Here is a 23,006-nt window from a genome sequence, read left to right on the forward strand (position 1 = left end):
AAGAGAGGAAGTGGTCTTTTTAGGCCACTTTTTTTAATGCCATATACATTAGATAAATACCACAAATGGGAACTGCTAGGATCGTACAGACTACATAAAAGATAGCATATAGGCCATTTTTCCCAGGTGACTCAGTAAATAAGCCGGTAGTCCAGAATTCTGGCGTTGTGAAGCGAAGCGCAGTTTTTTCGATGATCATCCGCGAAAAAGGGAATAAAAAAGTACTGCATACACCCAGCGTTAAAAAAATGGGGTTTGTTCTTTCTACGAATGTTTCCCCACCAAACCAATTGGTAAAGAATAAAATGAAAATTCCTACCGAGATTATCAAGTTCCGGAAGTAGTATTTTATATACAAAGTATGCTCGCGTTTAAATTCAATTTTAGTTTGAATGCTACCGTGCTCAGTATTACATAGCAAATGTCATAGGTGGCGATGGGCTAATAGTGAGCCTCACCGACACATGATTTTCCTCATGCCCGACGCCGGTGTATTCAAATGCACCACATTGAGTATCAGCGCTACAGCAAGGCGTTGATGCCTGAAGGGCTGCCGGGCTACTACGATGCCCATCTGCGTGATAAGACCATGAACCCGGAAAATGGAACAGGGGTGAGCACGGCAGCTAAAGCCAAGATCCAGGCAGATAAACTCATTGAGAAATGTGCTGCCAGCTAACAACCGCGGTTGTAGGTTGATCTGAACATCGGGGGCCATGGAATGCCATGAATGGTCAGAGGCTGCGCTCTCTGATCGGACCCCAGAAACGAAAAAGCCCCGTAACTTATTCAGCTACGGGGCTTTTTCGTTTCTGGGGCGCGGTCAGGCGGGTTGAGCCGCCAAGCTATTACTGACCTTCCGTCCCAGCACCAGCACCGTCACAAAACCTGCACCCACCAGCGCCGTGGCCAGGCTCAACAGCACCGCGCTGCCCAGTTGGTCGACGATACGCCCGCCAAAGAACGATCCCAAGGCAATGATCACTTGGAACAGGGCGACAAACAGCGGCATGCCGCGCTCCACATCTTTCGGCGCTACGACAAACATCCAGATACTGGCGCACGCCGGGAAGGCGCCAAAGGCGAAGCCCCATAGCCCGATCAGCATCGCTGCGCCGGTCATGCCGGTGGCGAAGTAGGGGAACAGGGCGGTGCTGGTGCCGATCATCAGCGCAACCAACAGCAGGGTGTGACGTACGCTGCGGTTGGCGGCGAAACCGGCAAAAATATTACCGAATACCCCGGCCACGCCAAAGAGCAGCAACAGCGAGCCAATGGTCGGTCCGTCGAAGCCGGAGCTGTATTTGAAGAACGGCGCGACATAGGTGTACGCGGCAAAGTGCGCCAGGCCGATCAGCAAGACAGCGATCAACCCGACACGAGCTTGCGGGTTGATAAACAGGGCCGGCAGGTCACTGACGCGAATCGCTTTTTCCGGGTTGAGTCGGGGGAGGAGGAAGACCTGCGCCAGCAGCACCGGTACGCCCACCAGTGCGGTGACCAGGAAGGTCATGCGCCAGCCCATCAGGCCACTGAGCCAGGTGCCGACGGGCACGCCCAGTACGGTGGCCAGGGTCACGCCCATCATGATGATCGAAGTGGCCTTCGCAACATCCACGCCCTTGGGGGCCAGGCGGCCGCTGAGGGCGATGGCCGTGGCCCAGAAACCGCCGATGCTGATGCCCAGCAATACACGGCCGAACAGCAGCAGGCTGAAGTCGCTGGCGAAGGCCACGACCGAGTTGGCGATGATCATGATCAGCGTCAGGCCGATCAGCAGGTAACGACGGTCCATGGCGCCAATGCTCACAGACAGCAAGGGCGCGGCGAGGGCGGCCATGATGCCCGGCAAGGTCACCATCAACCCGGCGTGGCCGGCGCTGATGCCGAGGTCGCTGGCGACGTCATTGAGTACGCCCACCGGGAGAAACTCACTGGTCACCAAGGCGAAGGCGCCCACGGCGACCGAGAGAATCGCCAGCCACTGCTGCTTGAGACTTTGTTGATTGTGTTCGGGAAGGCCGCTAGGGGCCTGGCTGGCACTTGGCATAGTGTTGGGTTCCAGGGTTAACGTCGCCTGAAGCCAGGCGAAAGGGGAGGGAATAGGGAAGGGATTATAGGAACCCGTCTTGAAAATCGAGCAGGCGCTCCGTTCGATAGTAATCATCAGTGCAATCGATGCGACGCTCTAGCACGCACTACATGACCGGTACACCTTTCGCACATGCTTCCAAAACGTTGCCTACAAGCAGCGCGTTGCGATACCCCGGGCAACGCTTTACTTTGTGGTGGCGCTCGAGATGGAGTGCCCACAACTGCAAAGGAATTGCATCATGAGCAAGAATACGAAAGAAACCTCCGACAAGGTCGCGACGTTGGCGGCCCAAACGCTCAACAGCCCAGCCTCCTCAGCCCTCGCCAAAAGCCTCGCGGCTTCAGCGCTAGCCCAGAAAGACCACGACAAGCAGACGGGTGCAGAAATGGAGGCGAAAGCCGGGAGGGTACTCGGCGCCAATCACTACAACGAAACCACCAAAACGCTTGCCGCCTCGGTCCTTTCACAATCCAACAAAGAGCGCGGAAGCTGAGTCACCTCCGGTCGCTAAAAGAAGCCCGTGGTCGAAGAGGTTACGGGCTTTTTCGTAGCTGTATTTTTCTCCTTTTTTCCAGCAGCAGAAATATTAAGTAGCACTTTCATCCGCATCGCTAAAGTCCTGCCCCAGCAGGCCGAAACGCTCTTATACGACATCGTATCCCCAATAAGAGAGTCTCCTGAAAATGTCCCTTCGCAGCCTGTCCATCGCCCGCCGTGCGGGTCTGGGTTTCGCCTTGATTGCTTTGCTGGTGGCCCTACTGGGTTTTTTTGCGCTGTCGAACATGGCAAGCATCCGCGCCAGTGCGGTGCAGGTTGAAAGCGGGCTGGTGCCCAAGATGCGGCTGGTGGCGGACATCCGCGAAATCATGCTGCGCATTCGTACGATCTCTTTGCGCATGGCGCTGGACCCGAACCCCGCCAGCCTTCCGCAGTATCGCAGCCAGATGGACACCCGTAGCCAAGACCTGACGAAAAGGCTGGCCGAGCTCGATGCGGTCATCGACACCCCTGAAGTGCGCTCGCTCTATGACCAGTTTCAGGTGTCGCTGCGCCTGTACCAGCAAGGTCTGGCACAGTCCTTCGTCCTCGCCGACAAGCAGCAGGGCGCCGAGCTTAACAAGTTGCTGCTGGTGGACATGAAAACCGTGGTCGATGGTTCGGGTGCGCAACTCAATGCCCTGGCTGACTACTACAACGCGCAGGTCAATCAGCAGGGCCTGGAGGCCGAATCGCAATACAGCCGTTCGCGCACCATGGTGGTTGGCTTCGTGCTGCTGGCCGCCTTGAGTACGGTGGCGCTGGCGTGGTTGTTGACTCGCAGCATCGTCGGTCCGCTGAGCCATGCGGTGCGGGCCGCCGAAAACGTGGCCCACGGTGACTTGACTCAAACGGTAGACGTGACCGGCGACGACGAAGTAACCCGCTTGCTCGTGGCGCTCAAGACCATGCAGTCCAACCTGCGCGGGACCCTGCAACTGATCCGCCAGTCGGCAGGGCAGATGGCATCATCCGCCACCGACCTGAATGGCATCACGGATCAAAGCAGCCGCAGCCTGCAAAAGCAGACCGCTGAAATTGAACAGGCCGCCACCGCCGTGAACGAGATGACCTCGGCGGCGGATGAGGTGGCGCGCAATGCCGTTTCCACCTCCGAGTCCACTCGCCTCTCCAATGAAACGGCGCGCGAAGGCCAGCATCGTGTCGGCGAAACTGTCAACGCCATCCAGGCCCTGAGCTCTAACATCGGTGAAACGTCGACGCTGGTGCAGAACCTGGCCGAGCAATCGCGCGATATCGGCAAGGTACTCGACGTGATTCGCTCCATTGCCGAACAGACCAACCTGCTGGCCCTCAATGCTGCCATTGAGGCTGCGCGGGCCGGCGAATCCGGGCGTGGCTTTGCGGTCGTGGCTGATGAAGTGCGCGCATTGGCGCACCGTACCCAGCAATCAACCCTGGAAATCGATCAGATGGTGACCGCGATGCGCACGGGGTCTGACCATGCACTCACATCAATGCAGTCGAGTACCCAGCGTGCCACCGATACCTTGGCGTTGGCTGAGGGCGCAGGTGGTGCATTGAGCCAGATCACCGACTCCATCGACCAGATTCACCAGCGCAACCTGGTTATTGCCAGCGCCGCAGAGGAGCAGGCGCAGGTGGCCAAGGAAGTTGACCGCAACATCGTCAATATCCGTGACTTGTCTGCTCAGTCCTCGTCCGGCGCCGGGCAGATCAATGGATCGAGCCGAGAGCTGGCGCAGTTGGCCGTCGCGCTGAACGAGGCGGTGGCGCGTTTTCAGCTGTAGCGGGACTACGGTGACGGCGTGAGTGAATCGGACATCAGTTCCAACACCCGATCTCTTCCGCCTTCGGCCAGTACATAGGTTCCTCGACCGGTCGGCACAATCGACTGCGGCGCCTTCAGGAACGATTGGGTGTTCAGCCAGGAGTTTTCAGGTGGCTGAACACCTCCGGGTCGCTGCCGTCCAGAGTGAGTTCGCGCACCACGCCTTTTTTCTTCTCGGTATAGAGCATGCGCCCATCCGTGCAACGCACGATGGACTCGCCTTCCTGGACCCGCTCGCGCAGCACTGTCAGGCTCTGGTCGCTCCAGCGATAGCGCAACAATCGCCCGAAGGGCTTGCGGTCTTCAATGGCGTAGAGGTCGTCGCCGTCATCCCACAAGCCCTGCACGTTCTCACCTCTGAACAGTTCGGTGACGACGCCGTCCTTGAGGAAAGTCCGCCGAGGGTGAGTAGGATTCAATCCTGCTTGACCATTGGCGTGATGCAAGAAGCAACTGATCGATGCCGATATCCGGCGTCTCGGCGTCTGTCCAGAACTGATGGGTTTCCATGAGTGGCTACGTCTTCCGTTGTGTAGGTCAGGCCGCAAGTATTGACCCATTTCGACGATTGCGTGGCCGCAGACGGCCGATAACCTATTGATATGTATGACTTCATATTTGTAGTAGGGTTATTACCGCAAACCTTTCTGCCATACATGGCGCCCCACCGGCTCCCATACGATAATGCCCACCACCCCGACCACTCTGGCTTCCCTCCCGTGATCATCAACTTCGACCTCAACGACCTCCAGGCCTTCCGTGCCGTGGTAGACAAGGGCAGTTTCCGAGGCGCCGCCGAGGCCATCCGCATCTCGCAACCGGCCCTGAGCCGGCGGATCGAAAAGCTCGAAACCGCCCTCGACGTAAAACTGTTCGAACGCACCACCCGGCGGGTCAGCCTGACCATGGTCGGCCGCGCATTCCTGCCCCAGGTCGAACGCATGCTCGACGATCTTGATGTGGCGTTGATGGGCATCAGCAATGTCGCGTCCACGCGCATGGGCAATGTGACCATCGCCTGTGTGCCGTCCACCGCGTATTACTTCATGCCCCACGTGATCTCCGAATTCCACAAGCTGTACCCGAAGATTCGCCTGCGGGTGCTGGATGCCAGTGCGGGTGAGGTGTGCAATGCGGTGGAGAGTGGCGAGGCGGATTTTGGCGTGAGTTTCAGCGGTAGCCTGGCCGATGAAGTGGAGTTCGAACTGCTGTTGCAGGAGCGCTATGTCCTGGCCTGTCGCCGCGACCACCCGCTGGCCCAGCGCGACAGCGTGACCTGGACCGAAGCCTATGAGTACGACTACATCACCGTCGACAAAACCTCCGGCAACCGCAGCCTGCTGGACCAGGCCTTGCGTGGCGTGCGGGTGAAAAAGCCGAGTATCTGCGAGACGCACCACGTGACTACGATGATCGGGCTGGTGGAGGCCGGGCTGGGCGTGGCGATGGTACCGTCGATTGCGATGCCGGCGCTGGAACACCCGATTCTGGTGAGTGTGCCGTTGGTGGAGCCACAGGTGATGCGCAATGTGGGTTTGATCAAACGCCGCGGGCGGACATTGCCACCGGCGGCGCTGGAGTTGGAGCGGTTAGTGCGTGAGATGCCGTTTCGCTCAGCGTGACACCGAGTCCAGGCCGGTGGATTGCACCACCGGTTGCGCCTCGGGCGACGCCAGGTAATGCAGCAGCGCCTTGGCCCGCGTCGGGTGCTCGGCGTTGACCGGAATACCCGCCGCAAAGCGCGTCACCGATTGCACGTCCTCCGGGATCTTGCCGACATAGGTCACACCCGGCACCGGCAACAATTCCGCCACCTGCTGCAAGCCCACTTCGTAGTCTCCCTTGGCGACCTGTTCGGCCACCGGGAGGCGTTCGATCATGGTGCCCTTGGCGGGCATGCCGAGCTTCTTGAACAGCTCTTTCTCGACATACACACCGCTGGCGCTGTCCGAGTACGCCACTGATTTGGCTTGACTCAGCACGGCTTTCAGTTCGGCGTCAGTCCCGATGGCAGGCTTTGGCACGCCTGCCTTCACCACCAGGCCGATGCGCGAGTCCGCCAGTTCCACACGGGAGGCCGGGTCGACCTTGCCTTGCTTGATCAACTCATCCAGGGCGTAGCCGACCATGATCACCATGTCGGCGTGTTCACCACGGGCCAGGCGGTTGGGAATCGCTTCCGGCGCCTTGCCCATCGACGGGCCGAGAATGGTGTCCAGGCTGTCGCCGCTTTGCTTGGCGTACTGCGGGCCGAGCAATTTATACGCGGCAGTGAAGCCGCCGGAGGTCATCACCTTGAGCTGTTCGGCCTGGGCCGTCAGCGCCACGGCGCCGAGGGCCAGGGCCGTCAGGGTCTTGAGCAGTGGCTTCATCACGCGGCCCCCTGCATGACTTGCCCACGGGCATTGGCGCGGCGATACAGCGCCAGGGTCGAACACAGGGCGCACAGCGCGGCGAACATCAGCCAGTAGGCCGGCGAGGCCTTGTCTTCGGTGATGTGGATGAACCAGGTGGAAATCGCCGGGGTAAAGCCGCCGAAGATCGCCGTTGCCAGGCTGTAGGCCAGGGAGAAGCCCGCCACGCGCACTTCCACCGGCATGATTTCGGTCAGCGCCGGGATCATCGCGCCGTTGTACATGCCGTAAAGGAAGGAGAACCACAGCAGGGTTTCCAGCATATGGGCGAAGCTTGGCGAATTCACCACGTAGGACAGCGCTGGATAAGCGGTGAGAACGGTCAGCACGGTCATGGCGATCAGTACCGGCTTGCGGCCAAAACGGTCGCTCAACGTACCGCCGATCGGCAGCCAGACAAAGTTCGACACGGCCACCAGCAACGTCACCAGCAGGGCATCGGAAGTGCTCAGTTGCAGCACGGTCTTGCCGAAGGTCGGCGCGTACACGGTGATCAGGTAGAACGCAGTGGTGGTCATGGCCACCATCAACATGCCGCCAATCACCACCGTCCAGTTTTTCGCCAGGGTTGCCAGCACTTCGCGCATGGTCGGGCGATGCTTGCGGTTGGCGAACTCTTCGGTTTCCTGCAGGCTGCGACGCAGGATGAAAATGAACGGGATAATCACGCAGCCGATGGCGAATGGAATGCGCCAGCCCCAATCGGCTACCACCGCCGGCTCCATCCATACGTTCAGGCCATAACCCAGCGCGGCGGCGACCACGATAGAGATCTGTTGGCTGCCCGATTGCCAGCTGGTGTAGAAACCTTTGCGGCCCGGTGTCGCCATTTCAGACAGGTACACCGACACGCCGCCCAATTCCGCGCCGGCCGAGAAACCTTGCAGCAGGCGGCCCAGCAGCACCAGCAAGGGCGCCCACAAGCCAATGGTGTGATAACCGGGCACCAGCACGATCAGCAGCGTGCCGCTGGCCATGATCGACAGCGTCACGATCAGCCCTTTGCGGCGACCGACGTCATCGATGTAGGCACCCAAAATAATCGCGCCCAACGGCCGCATCAGGAAGCCCGCGCCGAACACGGCGAAGGTCATCATTAATGATGCAAACTCATTAGCGGAGGGGAAGAACGCGGCAGCGATATAGGTGGCGTAGAAACCGAACAGAAAGAAGTCGAACTGTTCGAGGAAATTGCCCGAAGTAACGCGGAATACCGCACCAACTTTCGAGTGGGCAGAGTCGGGTCGGGTAGGGCTAGTCATGGTTTTGTGTCTCCAGCGTTCTTTTTGAAGTGCTTGTCTCGCTTAAGACCTGGAATAGTGGCTGACACATTTAGAAATGAAAAGTGACAAATTTAAATGGATTGATGTTCGTTGGCTATCAATCGGCGGTGCAGTCGAAAATTCATCAGCTGTTTGTGCGTGCGATTTGGAGATGGGAAACTATTTGACATATTTGATTTGTGATCACATATTGGGGCCATAAGAACGACAACACAGGTTTTGCCTCATGACAGATGGTCCGCTCCTCCTGCCCACCCTGCGCCAGGTGTCCCGCGATACCTTGCAAGACCAGGTCTATCGCCAGATCCGCGAAGCATTGATGAGTGGCCGTTTCCAGCCCGGCCAGAAACTCACCATTCGCGGCCTCGCCGAAGCCCTCGGTTCCAGCCCGATGCCAGTGCGCGAAGCCCTGCAACGCCTCAGCGCCGAAAACGCCTTTGAAGTCACCGAAACGTCCCGTCTGCGTGTACGCCTTATGACGGTCGAACGCCTGCGCGAAATTCGTGATGCGCGGGTCGCCCTTGAAGGGCTGCTGGCGGAAAAAGCCGTGCTGCTCCTGCAAAAAGCCGACCTCGATGAAATCACCGACCTGTGCCAGCAAATGCAGCACGCCGCCGACGAAGTCGACGTGTCGCGCTACCTGTGGACCAACTTTGCCTTTCACCGGCGTATCTACGCCGTGGCCCAGGCCGAGTTGACCATGGCCGCCGTGGAAAACTTCTGGCTGCACATGGGCCCGTGCTTTGCGCTGGTCGCCCCGGATAAAGCTCACCTGCAACGCTCGATGGAGGCGCACACGCGCATCGTCGAGGCCCTGGCTGCCCGTGATGGCGCCGGTGCACGCGCGGCGGTGACCGATGACATCATGCAGGCCGCCGATTCCCTGGCGCGCCTGCTCGTCAAGAGCGACCGTTCGCGGTCGTCTGCTTCAGGAGGTAAACGAGCATGAGTGTCCTACAGCGGCTGCAGCCCTATCCTGGGTTACGTGTATTGATTTCCGGCGGGGCTGCCGGCATCGGTGAAGTGCTGGCGGCGGCATATCTGGAGGCCGGTGCCCAGGTGCATGTGTGTGATGTGAGCGAGCCAGCCCTGGCCGCGTTTCGCGACAAATACCCGGGCACCGTCGCCACCCGCGCCGACGTCAGTGATGCCGCGCAGATCGAGGCGGTGTTCAAGGTACAGTGCGAGCATTTCGGCGGCCTTGATGTGCTGGTCAACAACGCCGGGATCGCCGGGCCTACCGGCGGCATCGATGCGATCAGCGACGCCGAGTGGCAAGCCACCATCAACATCAATCTCACTGCGCAGTACCGGTTTGCCCACCACGCGGTGCCGATGCTCAAGGAATCATCCCACGGCCATCTGCTGCATATCGCCTCGGTGGCGGGGCGCTTGGGCTACGCGTGGCGCACGCCGTATGCGGCGACCAAATGGGCGATTGTCGGTTTGATGAAATCCCTGGCGTCGGAGCTGGGCGAGAGCGATATCCGCGTCAACGCCTTGCTGCCCGGCATCGTCGAAGGCCCGCGCATGGACGGTGTGATCCGCGCGCGTGCCGAACAGGTCGGCGTGCCCGAAGCCGAGATGCGCCAGGAATACCTCAACAAGATTTCCCTCAAGCGCATGGTCACCGCCGAAGACGTGGCAGCCATGGCCTTGTTCCTCTGTTCGCCCGCCGCACGCAATGTGACCGGCCAGGCGATCAGCGTCGACGGTAACGTCGAGTACCTGTAAGCCACGGAAGAACATATCGCGCTGTACCCAGGATTTTTTTCATAAGAATAAAAGTCGGAGATTCGTCATGTCCAAAAATCGTCCTGTCATCATTACCTGTGCCGTTACCGGTGCGATTCACACGCCGTCGATGTCGCCGCATTTACCGATTACCGCGCAGGAAATTGCCGATGCCGCCATCGGCGCCGCCGAGGCTGGCGCCGCGATTGTCCACCTGCATGCCCGTGACCCGGTTGACGGCCGCCCCAGCCAGGACCCGGCGCTGTTCGCCGAATTCCTGCCGCACATCAAGGCCGCCAGCGACGTGGTGATCAACATCACCACCGGCGGCGCACCGACCATGGGCGTGGAAGAGCGCCTGCAACCGGTGATGCAGTTCAAGCCGGAACTGGCCTCGCTGAACATGGGCTCGATGAACTTCGGCCTCTACGAAATGCTCAACCGCTTTACCGAGTTCAAGCACGACTGGGAACGGCCTTACCTGGAAGAGAGTGACGACCGGATTTTTCGCAACACCTTCCGCGACATCACCCACATCCTCAATTCGTGCGCCGAGAACCGCACGCGGTTTGAGATCGAGTGCTACGACATCGGCCACCTGTACACCGCCGCGCATTTCCTCGAACGCGGCCTGCTCAAGCCGCCGTTGTTTATCCAGTCGGTGTTCGGCCTGCGCGGCGGCATCGGCGGCCACCCGGAGGACTTGGCACACATGCGCCGCACCGCCGACCGCCTGTTCGGCGACGACTACGTGTGGTCGATCCTCGGCGCCGGGCGTGGGCAGATTCCGCTGGCGACCATGGGCCTGTCCATGGGCAGTAACACCCGTGTCGGCCTGGAGGATTCGCTGTGGGATGGCCCGGGCAAGCTGGCGGCGTCGAATGCCGACCAGGTACGGCGTATTCGCACGGTGATCGAAGCCCTCGGGCATCGGGTCGCCACGCCGGATGAAGCGCGGGAAATCCTCGGGCTCAAGGGGCGCGACCAAGTCAATTTCTAACCCGACAAACCGCCGCGTCAAGGCGCGGCCTGCATCCCGCACAACAACAATAAGGGGATCACCATGCGTATCGAAGTGCTTGTGGACGTCAAGACCACCCTGGGCGAAGGCCCGGTATGGGACGTCGAGCAACAACGTTTGTATTGGATCGACAGCGCCGACGGCCGCATCCTGCGCTGCACCGAGGATGGCCGCGAGTTGCGCGCCTGGGAGGTGGGCCAGAAGATCGGCTCCATGGCCCTGCGCCACGCTGGTGAGTCTGCGATTGTCGCGCTGCAGAACGGCGTGCACACACTGGACCTCAGCAGCGGGGAGCTCAACCTGGTCATCGACCCGGAACCGCACCTGCCCGATAACCGCCTCAACGACGGCAAGGTCGACCGGCAGGGCCGTTTCATCTTCGGTTCGATGGACACGCTGGAAGACAACGCCAGCGCCAAGCTTTACCGCCTGGACGCCGACCTGAGCCTGCACACCCTGGACGAAGGCATCATCGTGTCCAACGGCCCTTGCTGGAGCCCGTCGGGAGAGACCTTCTACTTCTGCGACACCTGGTCCGGCGAGATCTGGGCCTACGACTATGACCTCGCCACGGGCAATGTGAGCAACCGCCGCACCTTCGCCAAGGTCGACACCTGCGGCGGTGGCGCCGCTGACGGCTGCACCGTGGACGCCGAAGGGTGCCTGTGGCAAGCCCTGGTCTATGCCGGGAAGCTGGTGCGCTACACCCCGGAGGGTCAGGTCGACCGCGTCATCCAGATGCCGGTGAAAAAGGTCACCAGCCTGACCTTCGGCGGGCCGAACCTCGACACCCTGTTTGTGACCTCCATGGCCAAGCCGCCGCTGCCGCGCTTCCCGGCAGACGGCCAGCAGCGCGGAGCGCTGTTCGCCATTACCGGGTTGGGCGTGCAAGGAATAGCCGAGCGACGGTTCGCCAGCTAGCGCGTGTGTTCAAAAAGGCATATTCCTTCGCAACCTTGTGTCAGTGCGCGCCCTCGCGCGCCTGGAGAGGCCCATGGCAACTATAAAAAAAGCGTCGCTTCGCAGCATTCACCGGCATTCCTGGGTATCCCTGCTGGTCTGCTGGATGATCTGGATCCTCAACGCCTACGACCGTGAGATCGTATTGCGCCTGGGGCCGACCATCTCCAAGCATTTCGATTTGTCCGCCGATCAATGGGGCACCGTGGCCACGGTGGTCATGCTGGCCTTGGCGTTGCTGGATATCCCCGGCTCGATGTGGAGCGACCGCTACGGTGGCGGCTGGAAACGTGCGCGCTTCCAGGTACCGCTGGTGCTGGGCTACACGGCGATTTCGTTCCTGTCTGGCTTCAAGGCGTTGAGCGGCAACCTCGCCACCTTCATTGCCCTGCGGGTCGGCGTCAACCTCGGCGCCGGCTGGGGCGAGCCGGTCGGCGTCAGCAACACCGCCGAATGGTGGCCGGTGGAACGTCGCGGCTTTGCCCTGGGCGCGCACCACACCGGCTACCCGATTGGCGCGATGCTCAGCGGCATCGTCGCGAGTTTTGTCATCACGGTGTTTGGCGAGGACAACTGGCGTTATGTGTTCTTCTTTGCCTTTGTGGTGGCGCTGCCGTTGATGATCTTCTGGGCGCGTTATTCCACCGCCGAGCGCATCACCGCGCTGTACGTCGACATCGCCGCCAAAGGCATGACCCCGCCGGACAACGCGCCGGCCAGCCAAGTCAAAGGCGAAGCCTGGCGCACCTTTGTCGCCACCTTGCGCAACCGCAATATCGCCCTCACGGCCGGTAACACCATGCTCACGCAGGTGGTGTACATGGGCGTGAACATCGTGCTGCCGGCCTACCTCTACAATATCGCCGGGCTGTCATTGGCCGAGTCGGCAGGGATGAGCGTGGTGTTCACCCTCACCGGCATCCTCGGGCAACTGGTGTGGCCGTCGCTGTCGGACATCATCGGCCGGCGCACCACCCTGATCATCTGCGGGCTGTGGATGGCGGCGAGTGTCGGCGCGTTCTACTTCGCCAATACCCTGACGTTGATCATCGTTGTGCAACTGCTGTTCGGCCTGGTCGCCAATGCGGTGTGGCCGATCTACTACGCGGTGGCCTGCGACTCGGCCGAGCCGTCGGCGACCTCCACCGCCAACGGCATCATCACCACAGCGATGTTCATCGGCGGCGGCCTGGCGCCGGTGCTGATGGGCAGCCTGATCGCCATGGGCGGCGGTTGGACCACGCTGCACGGTTACACCGTGTGTTTCTTCGTGATGGCCGGCTGCGCCCTGGGCGGCGCGCTGCTGCAACTGTTTTCCCATCGCCCCCAGGCGTTGGTTGTGCAACTCGACTCCTAGAACAACACCGATGCGCCCCCCAGCCTGGCTGGCGGGGCGCCAAGAGGAATTGCCGATGACTTCCGCCCCCCACGCCCGCGAGCCGCAGGCGTTGAACAAACTGATGTTCGTCAAGCTGATGCCCTTGCTGATCATCGCCTACATCCTGAGCTTCCTGGACCGCACCAACATTGCCCTGGCCAAGCATCACCTGGACGTCGACCTGGGCATTTCCGCCGCGGCCTATGGACTGGGCGCGGGGCTGTTTTTCCTGACCTATGCGCTGTCGGAAATCCCCAGCAACCTGATCATGCACAAGGTCGGCGCCCGCTTCTGGATTGCGCGGATCATGGTGACCTGGGGCCTGATCTCGGCGGCCATGGCCTTTGTGCAGGGCGAGACCTCGTTCTACGTGCTGCGCCTGTTGCTGGGGATTGCCGAGGCCGGTCTGTTTCCAGGCGTGATGCTGTACCTGACCTACTGGTTCAACCGCGAACAACGGGCGCGCGCTACCGGTTATTTCCTGCTCGGCGTGTGCTTCGCCAACATCATCGGCGGCCCGGTGGGCGCCGCCTTGATGCGCATGGACGGTCTGCTCGGCTGGCACGGCTGGCAGTGGATGTTCCTGCTGGAAGGCCTGCCGGCCGTGGCGTTCGCCTGGGTGGTGTGGCGCAAACTGCCGGACCGTCCGAGCAAGGCGCCCTGGCTGTCGGCCGAGGAAGCACGCGGGATCGAACAACGCATCGCGCTGGAAACCGAAGAGGGCGCGGGCGAGGGTGGGCACTCATTGAAAAACTGGCTGACCCCACAAATCCTGCTGGCGATCTTTGTGTACTTTTGCCATCAGATCACTATCTACACGGTGATCTTTTTCCTGCCGAGCATCATCAGCAAATACGGCGAGTTGAGCACCATGAGCGTTGGCCTGCTGACCTCCTTGCCCTGGATCGCGGCGGCACTCGGCGCGGTACTGATCCCGCGTTTCGCCACGACGCCGGGGCGTTGCCGTCGACTGTTGGTCACCGGGCTGCTGACCATGGCGCTGGGGTTGGGCATTGCGTCGGTGTCGGGGCCGGTGTTCAGCCTGCTGGGCTTTTGCCTGTCGGCTGTGATGTTCTTTGTGGTGCAGTCGATCATCTTTCTGTACCCAGCCTCGCGTCTCAAGGGCGTAGCACTGGCGGGCGGGCTGGGGTTCGTCAACGCCTGCGGGCTGTTGGGCGGGTTTGTCGGGCCATCCGTGATGGGCGCGATTGAGATGAGCACCGGCAATGCGATGAACGGCTTGAAAGTGATTGCGCTGGTATTGGTGGTGGCCGCGTTGGCGGCATTGCGTCTGCGCCAGGGCCAGGAGGCGGCTCAGACCAGCAGCGAAGTCGGAAACCCGGAAGCCAGCACCAGATAAGCCACGACCGCCGCCAGGCATAACCCGACAAAGGCGCGCAGCAGTGTCCTGGCGGTGGGATGAGCGATGAACTTGATGGCCCAGAGCAAAACGCCGCCGAGCAGGATGCTTAAGGCAAGAATGACCAGCACGGCGGTGTTCCTGTGACCATTGAGAGCTGATTTATAGTCGCAAAGCGCCTGGATGAACAGTGCGCGCATAGACGCAGCCCCCCGCGCTTTCTAAACTGCGGCTTGGCTTGGGGAAAGGGGCTGGCGCCGATGAATCGCAATGAATTACGCAAGGCCGACATCAACCTGATGGTGGTGTTCGAAGCGTTGATGCTTGAGCGCAATGTGACGCGGGTGGCGGAGAAGCTGTTTCTCGGCCAGCCGACCATCAGTTCGGCCCTCAACCGCTTGCGCACGCTGTTCAACGACCCGCTGTTCATTCGCGTCGGCCACCGCATGGAGCCCACCGCGCGGGCCGAGGAAATCATCCAGCACCTGTCGCCGGCCCTGGATTCGTTGTCTTCGGCCTTGAGCCTGACCCACGACTTCGACCCGTCCGTCAGCACCATGACGTTCCGCATCGGCCTGTCCGATGATGTCGAGTTCGGCCTGCTGCCACCGCTGCTGCGCGCCTTGCGCCAGGAAGCGCCGCAAGTGGTGTTCGTGGTGCAGCATGTGGACTACTGGCGCATTCCCGACTTGTTGGCCTCCGGCGATATCACCGTCGGCATCACCCAGACCCGTGGCCTGCCGGCCAATGCCAAGCGCAAGCTGCTGCGCCATATCCGCCCACGCTTGCTGCGCGCCGATGCGTCGGACACACCGCTGACCCTCGATGAATATTGCTCACGGCCCCATGTGCTGGTGTCTCACACCGCCAACGTGTCGGGGTTTGCCGATGAGTGGCTGGCGGAAATCGGCCGAAAACGCCACGTGGTGCTGTCGGTGCCGCAATACAGCGCGCTGCCGGCCTTGCTGGCCGGCACGGACCTGATCGCTAGCCTGCCGGACTACACCGCCGAGGCCATGGCGGTGTCGGGCCACCTGTTCTGCGAGCCGTTTCCGTTCGAGACGCCGACCCTGGATTTGTCCATGGTCTGGCTCAGCCATGTGGACACCGACCCGGCCGAGCGCTGGGTGCGTTCGCGGCTCGAGGCGTTTATGAGTGATCGAGGGTTGGCGACCCAGGCCTGACTCACGTGATATATCTACAAATCTTCCTACAACAAATTCGGAGCCCTCCATGCCACATCTGCACTTGGAATACACCGCCAACCTGACGAACCTGGCCGTTGAGAAAACACTGCTAAGGCTCAACAACGTGCTGATGGCGTCCGGGCAGTTTGGTTCCGAGTTCGATATCAAAAGCCGAGCGCTCAAGGTCGAGAGTTTCCAGGTCGGCACCTCTCTCGACCCGCGTGGCTTTATGGCGGTGAGGCTGTCACTGCTCAGTGGGCGGTCGCCACAGGTCAAGAAACAGTTGTCGGAGAGCCTGCTGGCAGCACTGCAGGATCTGGGCGATTGGCCGGCGGATATCCAGGTTCAGCTGAGCGTCCAGGTGATAGATATGGATCGCGAGTCCTACAGCAAAGTCGCCATTGGCTGACACACCATCAACTGTGGCGAGGGAGCTTGCTCCCGCTGGGCTGCGCAGCGGCCCCAACATCTTGGGAGCGCTTCGCACTGGAGCGCCAGCCCGGTCCAACGGGAGCAAGCGGCTCGCCACAGACGTTAGAGTAACCCCTGATCCGCGCACACCTTCACCACCTGCTCACGAAACCAGGTATTGGCACTGTCCTGTTCACTGGTTTCATTCCACTGCATCTCCAGCGTGAACCCCGGCAAGCCGTTGGGCACTTCGCAATGGCCAAACACCGTCGCGGGCGCCAGCAGTTTTTGCACGCGGCGCGGCAGGGTAACGATGAAGTCGGTGCCGGTGATCATCTTCAGCGCCGCGCCGTAGCTGTTGGCGCGGGCGATCACTTGGCGCTTGTGCGCCTGGCGCGCCAGCCAGCCGTCGATCATGTTGGTGTCGGAGGTCCACGGCGTGGGGAATACATGGCGCCGCTCGACGAAGGATTGCAGGCTGAAGGCCGCTTCCCGCGGTGCCGAGCGCTTATCGAAGACGCACACCAGATCGTCCTCCAGCAACATCTGGGTGCGGAAGTCTTTATGGGCACGGTGGAAGTTGGGGCCGAAGCAGATCACCAAGTCCAGGCGGCCCTCACGCAGATCATCGGCGGGGATGTCGGTTTCCAGTTTCTGCACATTGACGATCACCGGCAGGTCGGCGTGATCGAAGTGTTTCAACAGGCGCGGCAGGATCAACTGTTCGAAGTATTCCGGCGCGCAGACATTGAACGTCACGGCTTTCTGGGTCGGGTCGAAGGCCTGGCCACCGGCGTGGCACAGGTTGATGCTCTCGAGGATCTTCTGCACATGGCCGTACATGGTGGTGGCCTTGTACGTCGGCCGCATGCCCGCCCGGGTGTTGATAAACAGTTCGTCTTCAAAACTGGTGCGCAGCTTCTTCAAGCTGTAGCTCACGGTGGACTGGCTGACAAACAGCGTTTCGGACACCTCGGTAACGCTGCTCTGATCGTAGACGGCGATAAACACCATCAAGTCCTGCATATCGAGTTTTCTGAGCAAGTTACTGTTTAACATCGGTTTCGTCCGTAAACCCGTTGTACCGAACTCAGTACAAGACAGCGCAAAAGCTTAACGGAACGGACGTGCCAATAGAAAGCGCTGTAGGGCATTTCTATGTTTGCTGTGGGACAAATACTGTTTGCAACACGACCTCAGCGGATATGGTGCGCGTAATGCTTGGGGTTAAAACGCACGACGATCAGCAGCATCACCACGATCACTGCCGTCAGCGACCACCAGGCCCATTCGAAGCTGCCCAGCTGGTCGCGGATCATCCCGGCGATCAGCGGCGACAGCCCGGCAATCAGGTAGCCGATACCTTGCACAAACGCGGTGAGGCCACCGGCGCGGCGCGGGTTGTCTAGGTGGTCTAGGGACAGGATCAGGCTCATCGGGAACAGGCCGCCGATGCCCAGGCCCAGCAGGCAAGGCCACAGCAGGCTCAGGTGTTGCGGGCTGAGGATCAAGCCGCAGAAGCCGAGGATGATCAGCACCAGCAGCACGGCCACCACCCCGCGTTTATCCTGGCGGCGGTTGGCGATGGCGGGCGTGACCAAGCCGGACACCACTTCCATGGCCGTCAAAAAGCCCAGCAGCAACCCTGCGTTCTGTTCGCTCCAGCCTTGCTCCACGTAGTACGGCGCGAGCCAGGCGAGTACGCAGGTGTAGGATGCGGTGCCCAGGCCAAAGAAGACTGCCAGCAACCAGGCGCGGCCATTGCCGAAAAACGATTCTTGAGGGCCGGCGCCGGCTTGGGGCAGGGGCGGCAGCGCTGAGCGCTGCGCATACCAGAACACCAGGGCCAGCACGGCGAGCACGGCCCAGATCGCCAGGCCAATGCGCCAACTGCCGGTCTGCACTTGCACGAAGGGCGCAAACGACGCCGCCAGTGCCGCACCGCCCATGATCGCGGTGACGTACAGGCCCATGAACAGCGAGACGTTATCGCTGAACCGCGATTTGATCAGCGCCGGCATCAACGCCTGGATCATCGCAATCCCCACCCCGGCGGCGATGGCGCTGACGATCAACTCCAGCGCCGAGTCGAGGAACAACCGCGACAGCGTGGCCACGCCAATCACCAGCAGCGACACCACGATGCTGCGGTGCTCGCCAAAGCGCTTGGCCAGGCCCATGCCAAAGAACATCGCCAAGCCCATGGCCATCACCGGCAACATCGTCAGCAAGGCGGCGCTGCTGAAACTCAACGGCACATCGGTGCGAATCGACGACAACAGCGGGCCCACGGCGGCCATCGACGGGCGCAGGTTGAGGGCGACCAGCACGACGCTGATCATCAGCCAGAGGGCTGTGGTGGGTTTGGTGTGAACGGTTTCCATGGGACGGCCTTGAGTGAACAAGGGGGCATCAGGCCATGGGCGGGGGAGTGGGGCAAATGAGAAAGTCGCTAGGTCTATCTAAAAATTGCGCTGATCAACATGTGGGAGAGGGCGAGCCCCCGATAGCAGTGGTTCAGTCAGAACATTGTTGACTGACACACCGCCATCGGGGGCAAGCCCCCTCCCACATTTGACCTGCGCCGTCAGTTGGATCTGATCACATGCTTGATCTCCTGAAACGCCGCCAACCCCCACGGCCCTAGCTCGCGGCCGATGCTGCTCTGCTTGTAACCGCCCCACGCCGCTTGCGCAAAGATCACTTGCGGCGCGTTGATCCACACCAGCCCGGCCTGCAAGGCATTCGCCATGCGCTCGGCGGTTTCGTTGTCACGGCTGACCACGCTCGCCACCAAGCCGAAATCGCTGTTGTTGGCCAGTGCGATGGCCTCGTCCTCAGTCGCGAACCGTCGTACACACAGGACTGGGCCGAAGATTTCTTCGTTCCACAATGCGCTGTCCAGCGGCACATCGGTGAACACGGTGGGGCGAATGAAAAAGCCCTTCGGCAGATCCGCCGGGCGCTCACCGCCGCAGAGCAAACGGGCGCCGTCTTCGATGCCGCGCTGGATATGCCCCAGCACCCGCTGATACTGCACGCGGTTGATCAGCGCGCCCATTTCTACTTCATCGGCAAAGGGGTCGGCCACGCGAATGCTTTCAGCGCGTGCCTGCACACGCTGAAGGAATTCATCCGCCAGGCTGTCAGCCACCAGCACGCGACTGGTGGCTGAACACATCTGCCCAGCGTTGAAAAATCCACCGCCACAGGCCAGTTCCACCGCCAGGTCCAGGTCGGCATCCGCCAGTACCAACAATGAAGATTTGCCGCCCAATTCCAGGCTCACGCCCTTGATGGTTTCGGCCGCGCGTTGCATCACCTGCACACCGACGGCGTTACTGCCGGTAAAGGAGATCTTCGCCACTCGACGGTCTGCCGCCAACGGCGCGCCGACGTCCAGGCCGGTGCCACACACCAGGTTGAACACACCGGCCGGTACGCCTGCCTCGGCGATAATCCGCGCCAACTGCAACTCCGCCAACGGTGTGACTTCCGATGGCTTGAGCACCACGCAGCAACCGGCCGCCAGGGCCGGGGCGAGTTTCCAGGCGGTGGTCACCATGGGGAAATTCCACGGCACGATCAGCCCCACCACGCCGCACGGTTCGCGACGCAGGCGTGCGCTGAAGTCAGCGCTGGGCAGCGCCACCGGGAGGTCCTGGCCGGCGTCCAGGTCGTCGGCCACCGTGGCGTAATACTCGAAGGTGGCGATCGCGTCGTCCACATCGATCGCGGCTTCAAATAGCGGCTTGCCGTTGTTGCTCGACTGCAGGTGCATCAACTGTTCGCGCTGCTCGCCCACGCCCTGGGCGATCCTGCGCAGCAGGGCGGCACGATCGCGGCCGGTGCTTTTCGACCAGTCGGCGAGGGCTGCGCTGGCGGCGTCGACCGCCAGGCTCACGGTGCCCGCATTGCCGACGCTGACCTGGGCCAGGATGGCCTCGGTGGCCGGGTTGATCACCTCCAGCACGGCTTCTCCGGCACGCCACTCACCGTTGATATACACACCGTTCACGACCGGGCTCATTGCGCCACCTCCCGCATCCACTGGCCTTGGTCGATTTCAATCAGTGTCGGTCCCTGGCGATCAGCGGCGTTGCGCAATGCCGTGCGCAGTTGCTCGATGCCCTGGATGCTTTCGGCCGCACAGCCCAGTGCCTTGGCCACACCCATAAAGTCCGGGGTGTAGATGTCCACGCCGACCGGCTCGATGGCACGGTTGAGCATGTATTTCTTGATCTCTTCATAGCCGTGGTTATTCCACAGCAGCACGATGATCGGCGTGCGTGCTTCCACGGCGCTGGCCAGTTCCGGCAGGGTGAATTGCAGGCCGCCGTCGCCGATCAGGCACACCACCGGTTGCCCATCGCCACGCCCCAGCCAGGCGCCGATGGCGGCGGGCAGGGCGTAGCCCAAGGTGCCGTAGCCGGTGGACGAGTTGAACCAGCGGCGCGGGTGGTCGAGGTTCAGGGTCAGGTTGCCGCTGTACACCGGTTGGGTCGAGTCGCCGACCAGCACGGCGTTGGGCAGTGTGTCCAACACAGTGTCGAGGAACAGGGTTTGCGCACGGGTGGCGGCGTCCCAGGCAGGGTCCAGTTCGGCCCACAAGCGTGCGACACGTTCAGCGCCCCAGGCACTGTTGCGTGGCGGCAATGGTTGGCTGCTCAGCGCGTTCACCAACGCCTCGGCGGCGATCTGTGCGTCGGCCACCAGCGCCACCTGTGGCGGGTAGTTGCGCACGGTCTGGTCCGGGTCGATATCGATGCGCAGCAAGGCTCCGGGAATCTCGAAACCGCCGGCGAAGGTGACGTCGTAGTCGGTCTCCGCCAGCTCGGTGCCGATGGCCAACACCACGTCTGCTTCGGCCACCAACGCACGGGTGGCGACCAGGGTCTGGGTCGAGCCGATCAGCAGCGGGTGGCGTGCGGGCAGCAGGCCTTTGGCGTTGATGGTCAGGGCCACCGGCGCGCCGAGCGCCTCGGCCAATTGCGTCAGTGCCGGGGCCGCGTCGATGGCGCCGCCACCTGCCAGAATCAAGGGCCGCTTGGCCGCCGCGAGCAACTGGCTCATCTGCTTGACCGCCGACGGCGCCGCACCGGCACGGGCCACGCTGACGGGCTCACTGCTGAGCAGTGCGTCGGCATTTTCCACCAACACATCCAGCGGGATTTCGATATGCACCGGTCGTGGTCGCCCGGCCTGGAATAACGCAAAGGCCCGCGCCAACACGCCGGGTAATTCCGCCGCCGACATCAGGGTGTGGGAGAACGCCGCCACGCCGGCCATCATCGCGCCCTGGTTCGGCAGCTCGTGCAACTTACCGCGCCCGCCGCCTAATTGGCTGCGTGACTGCACGCTGGAAATCACCAGCATCGGGATCGAGTCGGCATAGGCCTGGCCCATGGCGGTGGTGATATTGGTCATGCCGGGGCCGGTGATGATGAAGCACACGCCGGGCTTGCCACGGGTGCGCGCATAACCGTCGGCCATGAAACCGGCGCCCTGTTCGTGGCGCGGGGTGACGTGACGGATGCTGGAACGGGCCAGGCCGCGGTACAACTCCACGGTGTGCACGCCAGGGATGCCAAACACCTGGTCCACGCCGTAGCCTTCCAGGAGGTTGACCAATACTTCGCCGCAGGTCGCCATAGAGGTCGCTCTTGTTATGGATTCGAGGCGCTATTGGAGCGGCTGGCCGGTAGCGACAACAATCGATAAAAAGTCATACTAGCCATGTCCTCACGTCATGGCTCCACCCGTTATGAAACGTCTCCCGCCACTGCCTGCGCTGCACACCTTCTGGGTCACGGCCCAGTGCTGCAATTTCACCCGCGCCGCCGAGCAATTGCACATCACCCAAGGCGCGGTGAGCCGGCAGATTGCCGGGTTGGAAAGCCATTTGGGCTACGCGCTGTTCCAACGCCAGGCGCGCGGCTTGAGCCTGACCGAAGAGGGCCGCGAATGGTCACTGCGCGCCCACCAAGTGTTCGGCCTGATCAGTGAGGCGGTCGAGCAGATCGGCAGTCGCCGCCAGGCCCTGCAACTCAAGGCCTCCACCTGTGTGATGCGCTGGCTGCTGCCGCGCCTGATGCAATGGCAGCGGGAGCGCCCCGACGTGCCGGTGGAACTCACCACCACCGTGGCCTACACCGTGGACTTTCGCCGTGAGCAATTCGACGCGGCGGTGATCTATGCGCCCATCGCCGAGCAGTCGGCCGAGGCCCGGCACCTGTTCGATGAGCAACTCACCCCGGTCTGCGCGCCGGCGTTGCTCGGTGGCTTGCACACGCCGGCCGACCTGCAGCAACAGGTACTGCTGCACCCCACGCGCGATGAGCGGGATTGGGCGTTGTGGCTGAAGGCGGCGAATACGCGGCTGAACAATTTGAGCCAGGGGCATCATTTTGAAACGCTGGATCTGGCGATGACGGTGGCGTCCCAAGGTTCGGGCGTGGCGATTGGCGACAGTGCGTTGATTGGCGAGGATTTGAAAGCGGGGCGGTTGGCGACGCCGTTTGAATTGAGGGTACCGACGGGGATGGGGTATTACCTGGTGTATCCACCGGACACCAAACCATCGGCGGGGCTCGAAGCCTTAATGGTTTGGTTAGTGAGCCAAGCACAACAACCGTAGCGCTGAAGATCAACTGTGTTGTGTCAGTAGCCGACGGTGAAGCGTTCGGTGCGAGTGCTTGGGCGATTCAACGTTTCCAGCGACTTGAAGATCCCAATGTGGGAGGGGGCTTGCCCCCGATGGCGGTGGTTCAGTCAACGATATTCCAACTGACCCACCGCTATCGGGAGCAAGCC

Annotated in this window: 22 protein-coding genes and 2 pseudogenes; 14 read left to right on the top strand and 10 right to left on the bottom strand. The window is 61.6% G+C overall.

All coding sequences use genetic code 11. The features are described 5' to 3' along the window. Window positions 1-19: 19 nt before the first annotated feature. Window positions 20-421, bottom strand: coding sequence for a colicin E1 family microcin immunity protein (locus AC3ZU9_RS16455; RefSeq protein WP_370636465.1), 402 nt, complete (start codon window positions 419-421; stop codon window positions 20-22). A gap of 78 nt (window positions 422-499) precedes the next feature. On the opposite strand from AC3ZU9_RS16455, the gene AC3ZU9_RS16460 reads away from it, so the two are divergent. Beyond that, complete coding sequence (locus AC3ZU9_RS16460; RefSeq protein WP_320400351.1) at window positions 500-679, top strand: hypothetical protein; 180 nt, start codon at window positions 500-502, stop codon at window positions 677-679. Between the two features lie 144 nt (window positions 680-823). Here the strand turns inward: AC3ZU9_RS16460 and AC3ZU9_RS16465 are convergent, their stop codons facing one another. Next, the gene (locus AC3ZU9_RS16465) at window positions 824-2,050 is read right to left on the bottom strand and encodes an MFS transporter (RefSeq protein ID WP_012722779.1); all 1,227 of its coding nucleotides are present in this window, start codon (window positions 2,048-2,050) and stop codon (window positions 824-826) included. Window positions 2,051-2,333: 283 nt separating this feature from the next. Here AC3ZU9_RS16465 and AC3ZU9_RS16470 point away from each other — a divergent pair, with 283 nt between their 5' ends. The 3 genes and pseudogenes from AC3ZU9_RS16470 to AC3ZU9_RS16480 all read left to right on the top strand — a co-directional run bounded on the left by AC3ZU9_RS16470 (window position 2,334) and on the right by AC3ZU9_RS16480 (window position 4,404). Further along, entirely contained in the window at window positions 2,334-2,588 is a 255-nt protein-coding gene (locus AC3ZU9_RS16470) for a hypothetical protein (RefSeq protein ID WP_012722780.1), read from the top strand. 190 nt (window positions 2,589-2,778) lie between these two features. After that, window positions 2,779-3,546 (top strand): annotated as a pseudogene (locus AC3ZU9_RS16475) (MCP four helix bundle domain-containing protein); the annotation flags it as partial. A 48-nt stretch (window positions 3,547-3,594) separates the two neighbouring features. Beyond that, window positions 3,595-4,404, top strand: coding sequence for a methyl-accepting chemotaxis protein (locus tag AC3ZU9_RS16480; protein WP_370636466.1), 810 nt, complete (start codon window positions 3,595-3,597; stop codon window positions 4,402-4,404). A gap of 5 nt (window positions 4,405-4,409) precedes the next feature. On the opposite strand, the pseudogene AC3ZU9_RS16485 reads toward AC3ZU9_RS16480, so the two are convergent. After that, a pseudogene (locus AC3ZU9_RS16485) lies at window positions 4,410-4,840 on the bottom strand (hypothetical protein); the annotation flags it as partial. A gap of 324 nt (window positions 4,841-5,164) precedes the next feature. Between AC3ZU9_RS16485 and AC3ZU9_RS16490 the strand changes: the two are divergent. Then, window positions 5,165-6,067, top strand: a complete 903-nt coding sequence (locus AC3ZU9_RS16490; RefSeq protein ID WP_012722783.1) for a LysR family transcriptional regulator — start codon at window positions 5,165-5,167, stop codon at window positions 6,065-6,067. Here AC3ZU9_RS16490 and AC3ZU9_RS16495 read toward each other — a convergent pair. Together AC3ZU9_RS16495 and AC3ZU9_RS16500 are read right to left on the bottom strand one after the other, a co-directional pair. Continuing rightward, on the bottom strand, window positions 6,059-6,817 hold the full coding sequence (locus tag AC3ZU9_RS16495) for a substrate-binding domain-containing protein (RefSeq protein ID WP_102061813.1): 759 nt from the start codon (window positions 6,815-6,817) through the stop codon (window positions 6,059-6,061). The genes AC3ZU9_RS16490 and AC3ZU9_RS16495 overlap by 9 nt on opposite strands. Then, window positions 6,817-8,121, bottom strand: a complete 1,305-nt coding sequence (locus AC3ZU9_RS16500) for an MFS transporter (RefSeq protein WP_490090989.1) — start codon at window positions 8,119-8,121, stop codon at window positions 6,817-6,819. The genes AC3ZU9_RS16495 and AC3ZU9_RS16500 overlap by 1 nt, the downstream gene beginning before the upstream one ends. A 247-nt stretch (window positions 8,122-8,368) precedes the next feature. On the opposite strand from AC3ZU9_RS16500, the gene AC3ZU9_RS16505 reads away from it, so the two are divergent. The 6 genes from AC3ZU9_RS16505 to AC3ZU9_RS16530 all read left to right on the top strand — a co-directional run bounded on the left by AC3ZU9_RS16505 (window position 8,369) and on the right by AC3ZU9_RS16530 (window position 14,595). Continuing rightward, window positions 8,369-9,091 carry a GntR family transcriptional regulator gene (locus AC3ZU9_RS16505; RefSeq protein ID WP_012722786.1) on the top strand — a complete coding sequence of 241 codons (723 nt, stop codon included), beginning with the start codon at window positions 8,369-8,371 and terminating at the stop codon, window positions 9,089-9,091. Next, on the top strand, window positions 9,088-9,876 hold the full coding sequence (locus AC3ZU9_RS16510; protein WP_046034534.1) for an SDR family oxidoreductase: 789 nt from the start codon (window positions 9,088-9,090) through the stop codon (window positions 9,874-9,876). Before AC3ZU9_RS16505 ends, AC3ZU9_RS16510 begins: the two co-directional genes overlap by 4 nt. 67 nt (window positions 9,877-9,943) lie before the next feature. Then, the gene (gene kce, locus AC3ZU9_RS16515) at window positions 9,944-10,876 is read left to right on the top strand and encodes a 3,5-dioxohexanoate:acetyl-CoA acetone transferase (protein ID WP_490090990.1); all 933 of its coding nucleotides are present in this window, start codon (window positions 9,944-9,946) and stop codon (window positions 10,874-10,876) included. A gap of 63 nt (window positions 10,877-10,939) precedes the next feature. Beyond that, window positions 10,940-11,818: an SMP-30/gluconolactonase/LRE family protein gene (locus AC3ZU9_RS16520; protein WP_046034535.1), complete on the top strand. Its 879-nt coding sequence runs from the start codon at window positions 10,940-10,942 to the stop codon at window positions 11,816-11,818. Window positions 11,819-11,891: 73 nt separating this feature from the next. Then, window positions 11,892-13,214: an MFS transporter gene (locus AC3ZU9_RS16525; protein ID WP_046034536.1), complete on the top strand. Its 1,323-nt coding sequence runs from the start codon at window positions 11,892-11,894 to the stop codon at window positions 13,212-13,214. Between the two features lie 55 nt (window positions 13,215-13,269). Beyond that, window positions 13,270-14,595, top strand: coding sequence for an MFS transporter (locus AC3ZU9_RS16530; protein ID WP_064055070.1), 1,326 nt, complete (start codon window positions 13,270-13,272; stop codon window positions 14,593-14,595). Here AC3ZU9_RS16530 and AC3ZU9_RS16535 read toward each other — a convergent pair. Next, window positions 14,550-14,795: a hypothetical protein gene (locus AC3ZU9_RS16535; RefSeq protein WP_148270898.1), complete on the bottom strand. Its 246-nt coding sequence runs from the start codon at window positions 14,793-14,795 to the stop codon at window positions 14,550-14,552. The two genes, AC3ZU9_RS16530 and AC3ZU9_RS16535, sit on opposite strands and share 46 nt — an antisense overlap. A gap of 60 nt (window positions 14,796-14,855) precedes the next feature. Here AC3ZU9_RS16535 and AC3ZU9_RS16540 point away from each other — a divergent pair, with 60 nt between their 5' ends. Together AC3ZU9_RS16540 and AC3ZU9_RS16545 are read left to right on the top strand one after the other, a co-directional pair. Continuing rightward, window positions 14,856-15,779: a LysR substrate-binding domain-containing protein gene (locus AC3ZU9_RS16540; protein ID WP_012722791.1), complete on the top strand. Its 924-nt coding sequence runs from the start codon at window positions 14,856-14,858 to the stop codon at window positions 15,777-15,779. A 49-nt stretch (window positions 15,780-15,828) separates the two neighbouring features. Next, window positions 15,829-16,191: a 5-carboxymethyl-2-hydroxymuconate Delta-isomerase gene (locus tag AC3ZU9_RS16545; RefSeq protein ID WP_093543821.1), complete on the top strand. Its 363-nt coding sequence runs from the start codon at window positions 15,829-15,831 to the stop codon at window positions 16,189-16,191. 125 nt (window positions 16,192-16,316) lie between these two features. On the opposite strand, the gene AC3ZU9_RS16550 is transcribed toward AC3ZU9_RS16545, so the two are convergent. From AC3ZU9_RS16550 to AC3ZU9_RS16565, 4 genes are all read right to left on the bottom strand, one after another. Then, complete coding sequence (locus AC3ZU9_RS16550; RefSeq protein WP_046034538.1) at window positions 16,317-17,252, bottom strand: LysR family transcriptional regulator; 936 nt, start codon at window positions 17,250-17,252, stop codon at window positions 16,317-16,319. A 137-nt stretch (window positions 17,253-17,389) separates the two neighbouring features. Then, a complete protein-coding gene (locus tag AC3ZU9_RS16555; protein ID WP_093543817.1) occupies window positions 17,390-18,577 on the bottom strand; it encodes a cyanate transporter in 1,188 nt (395 codons plus the stop codon). Between the two features lie 203 nt (window positions 18,578-18,780). Next, window positions 18,781-20,223: an aldehyde dehydrogenase family protein gene (locus tag AC3ZU9_RS16560; protein ID WP_490090991.1), complete on the bottom strand. Its 1,443-nt coding sequence runs from the start codon at window positions 20,221-20,223 to the stop codon at window positions 18,781-18,783. Then, a complete protein-coding gene (locus tag AC3ZU9_RS16565; RefSeq protein WP_490090992.1) occupies window positions 20,220-21,845 on the bottom strand; it encodes a 5-guanidino-2-oxopentanoate decarboxylase in 1,626 nt (541 codons plus the stop codon). Before AC3ZU9_RS16565 ends, AC3ZU9_RS16560 begins: the two co-directional genes overlap by 4 nt. 112 nt (window positions 21,846-21,957) lie before the next feature. Here AC3ZU9_RS16565 and AC3ZU9_RS16570 point away from each other — a divergent pair, with 112 nt between their 5' ends. Continuing rightward, window positions 21,958-22,830, top strand: a complete 873-nt coding sequence (locus AC3ZU9_RS16570) for a LysR substrate-binding domain-containing protein (protein ID WP_490090993.1) — start codon at window positions 21,958-21,960, stop codon at window positions 22,828-22,830. The last annotated feature ends 176 nt before the right edge of the window (window positions 22,831-23,006 follow it).

The organism is Pseudomonas sp. A39 (assembly GCF_058145955.1).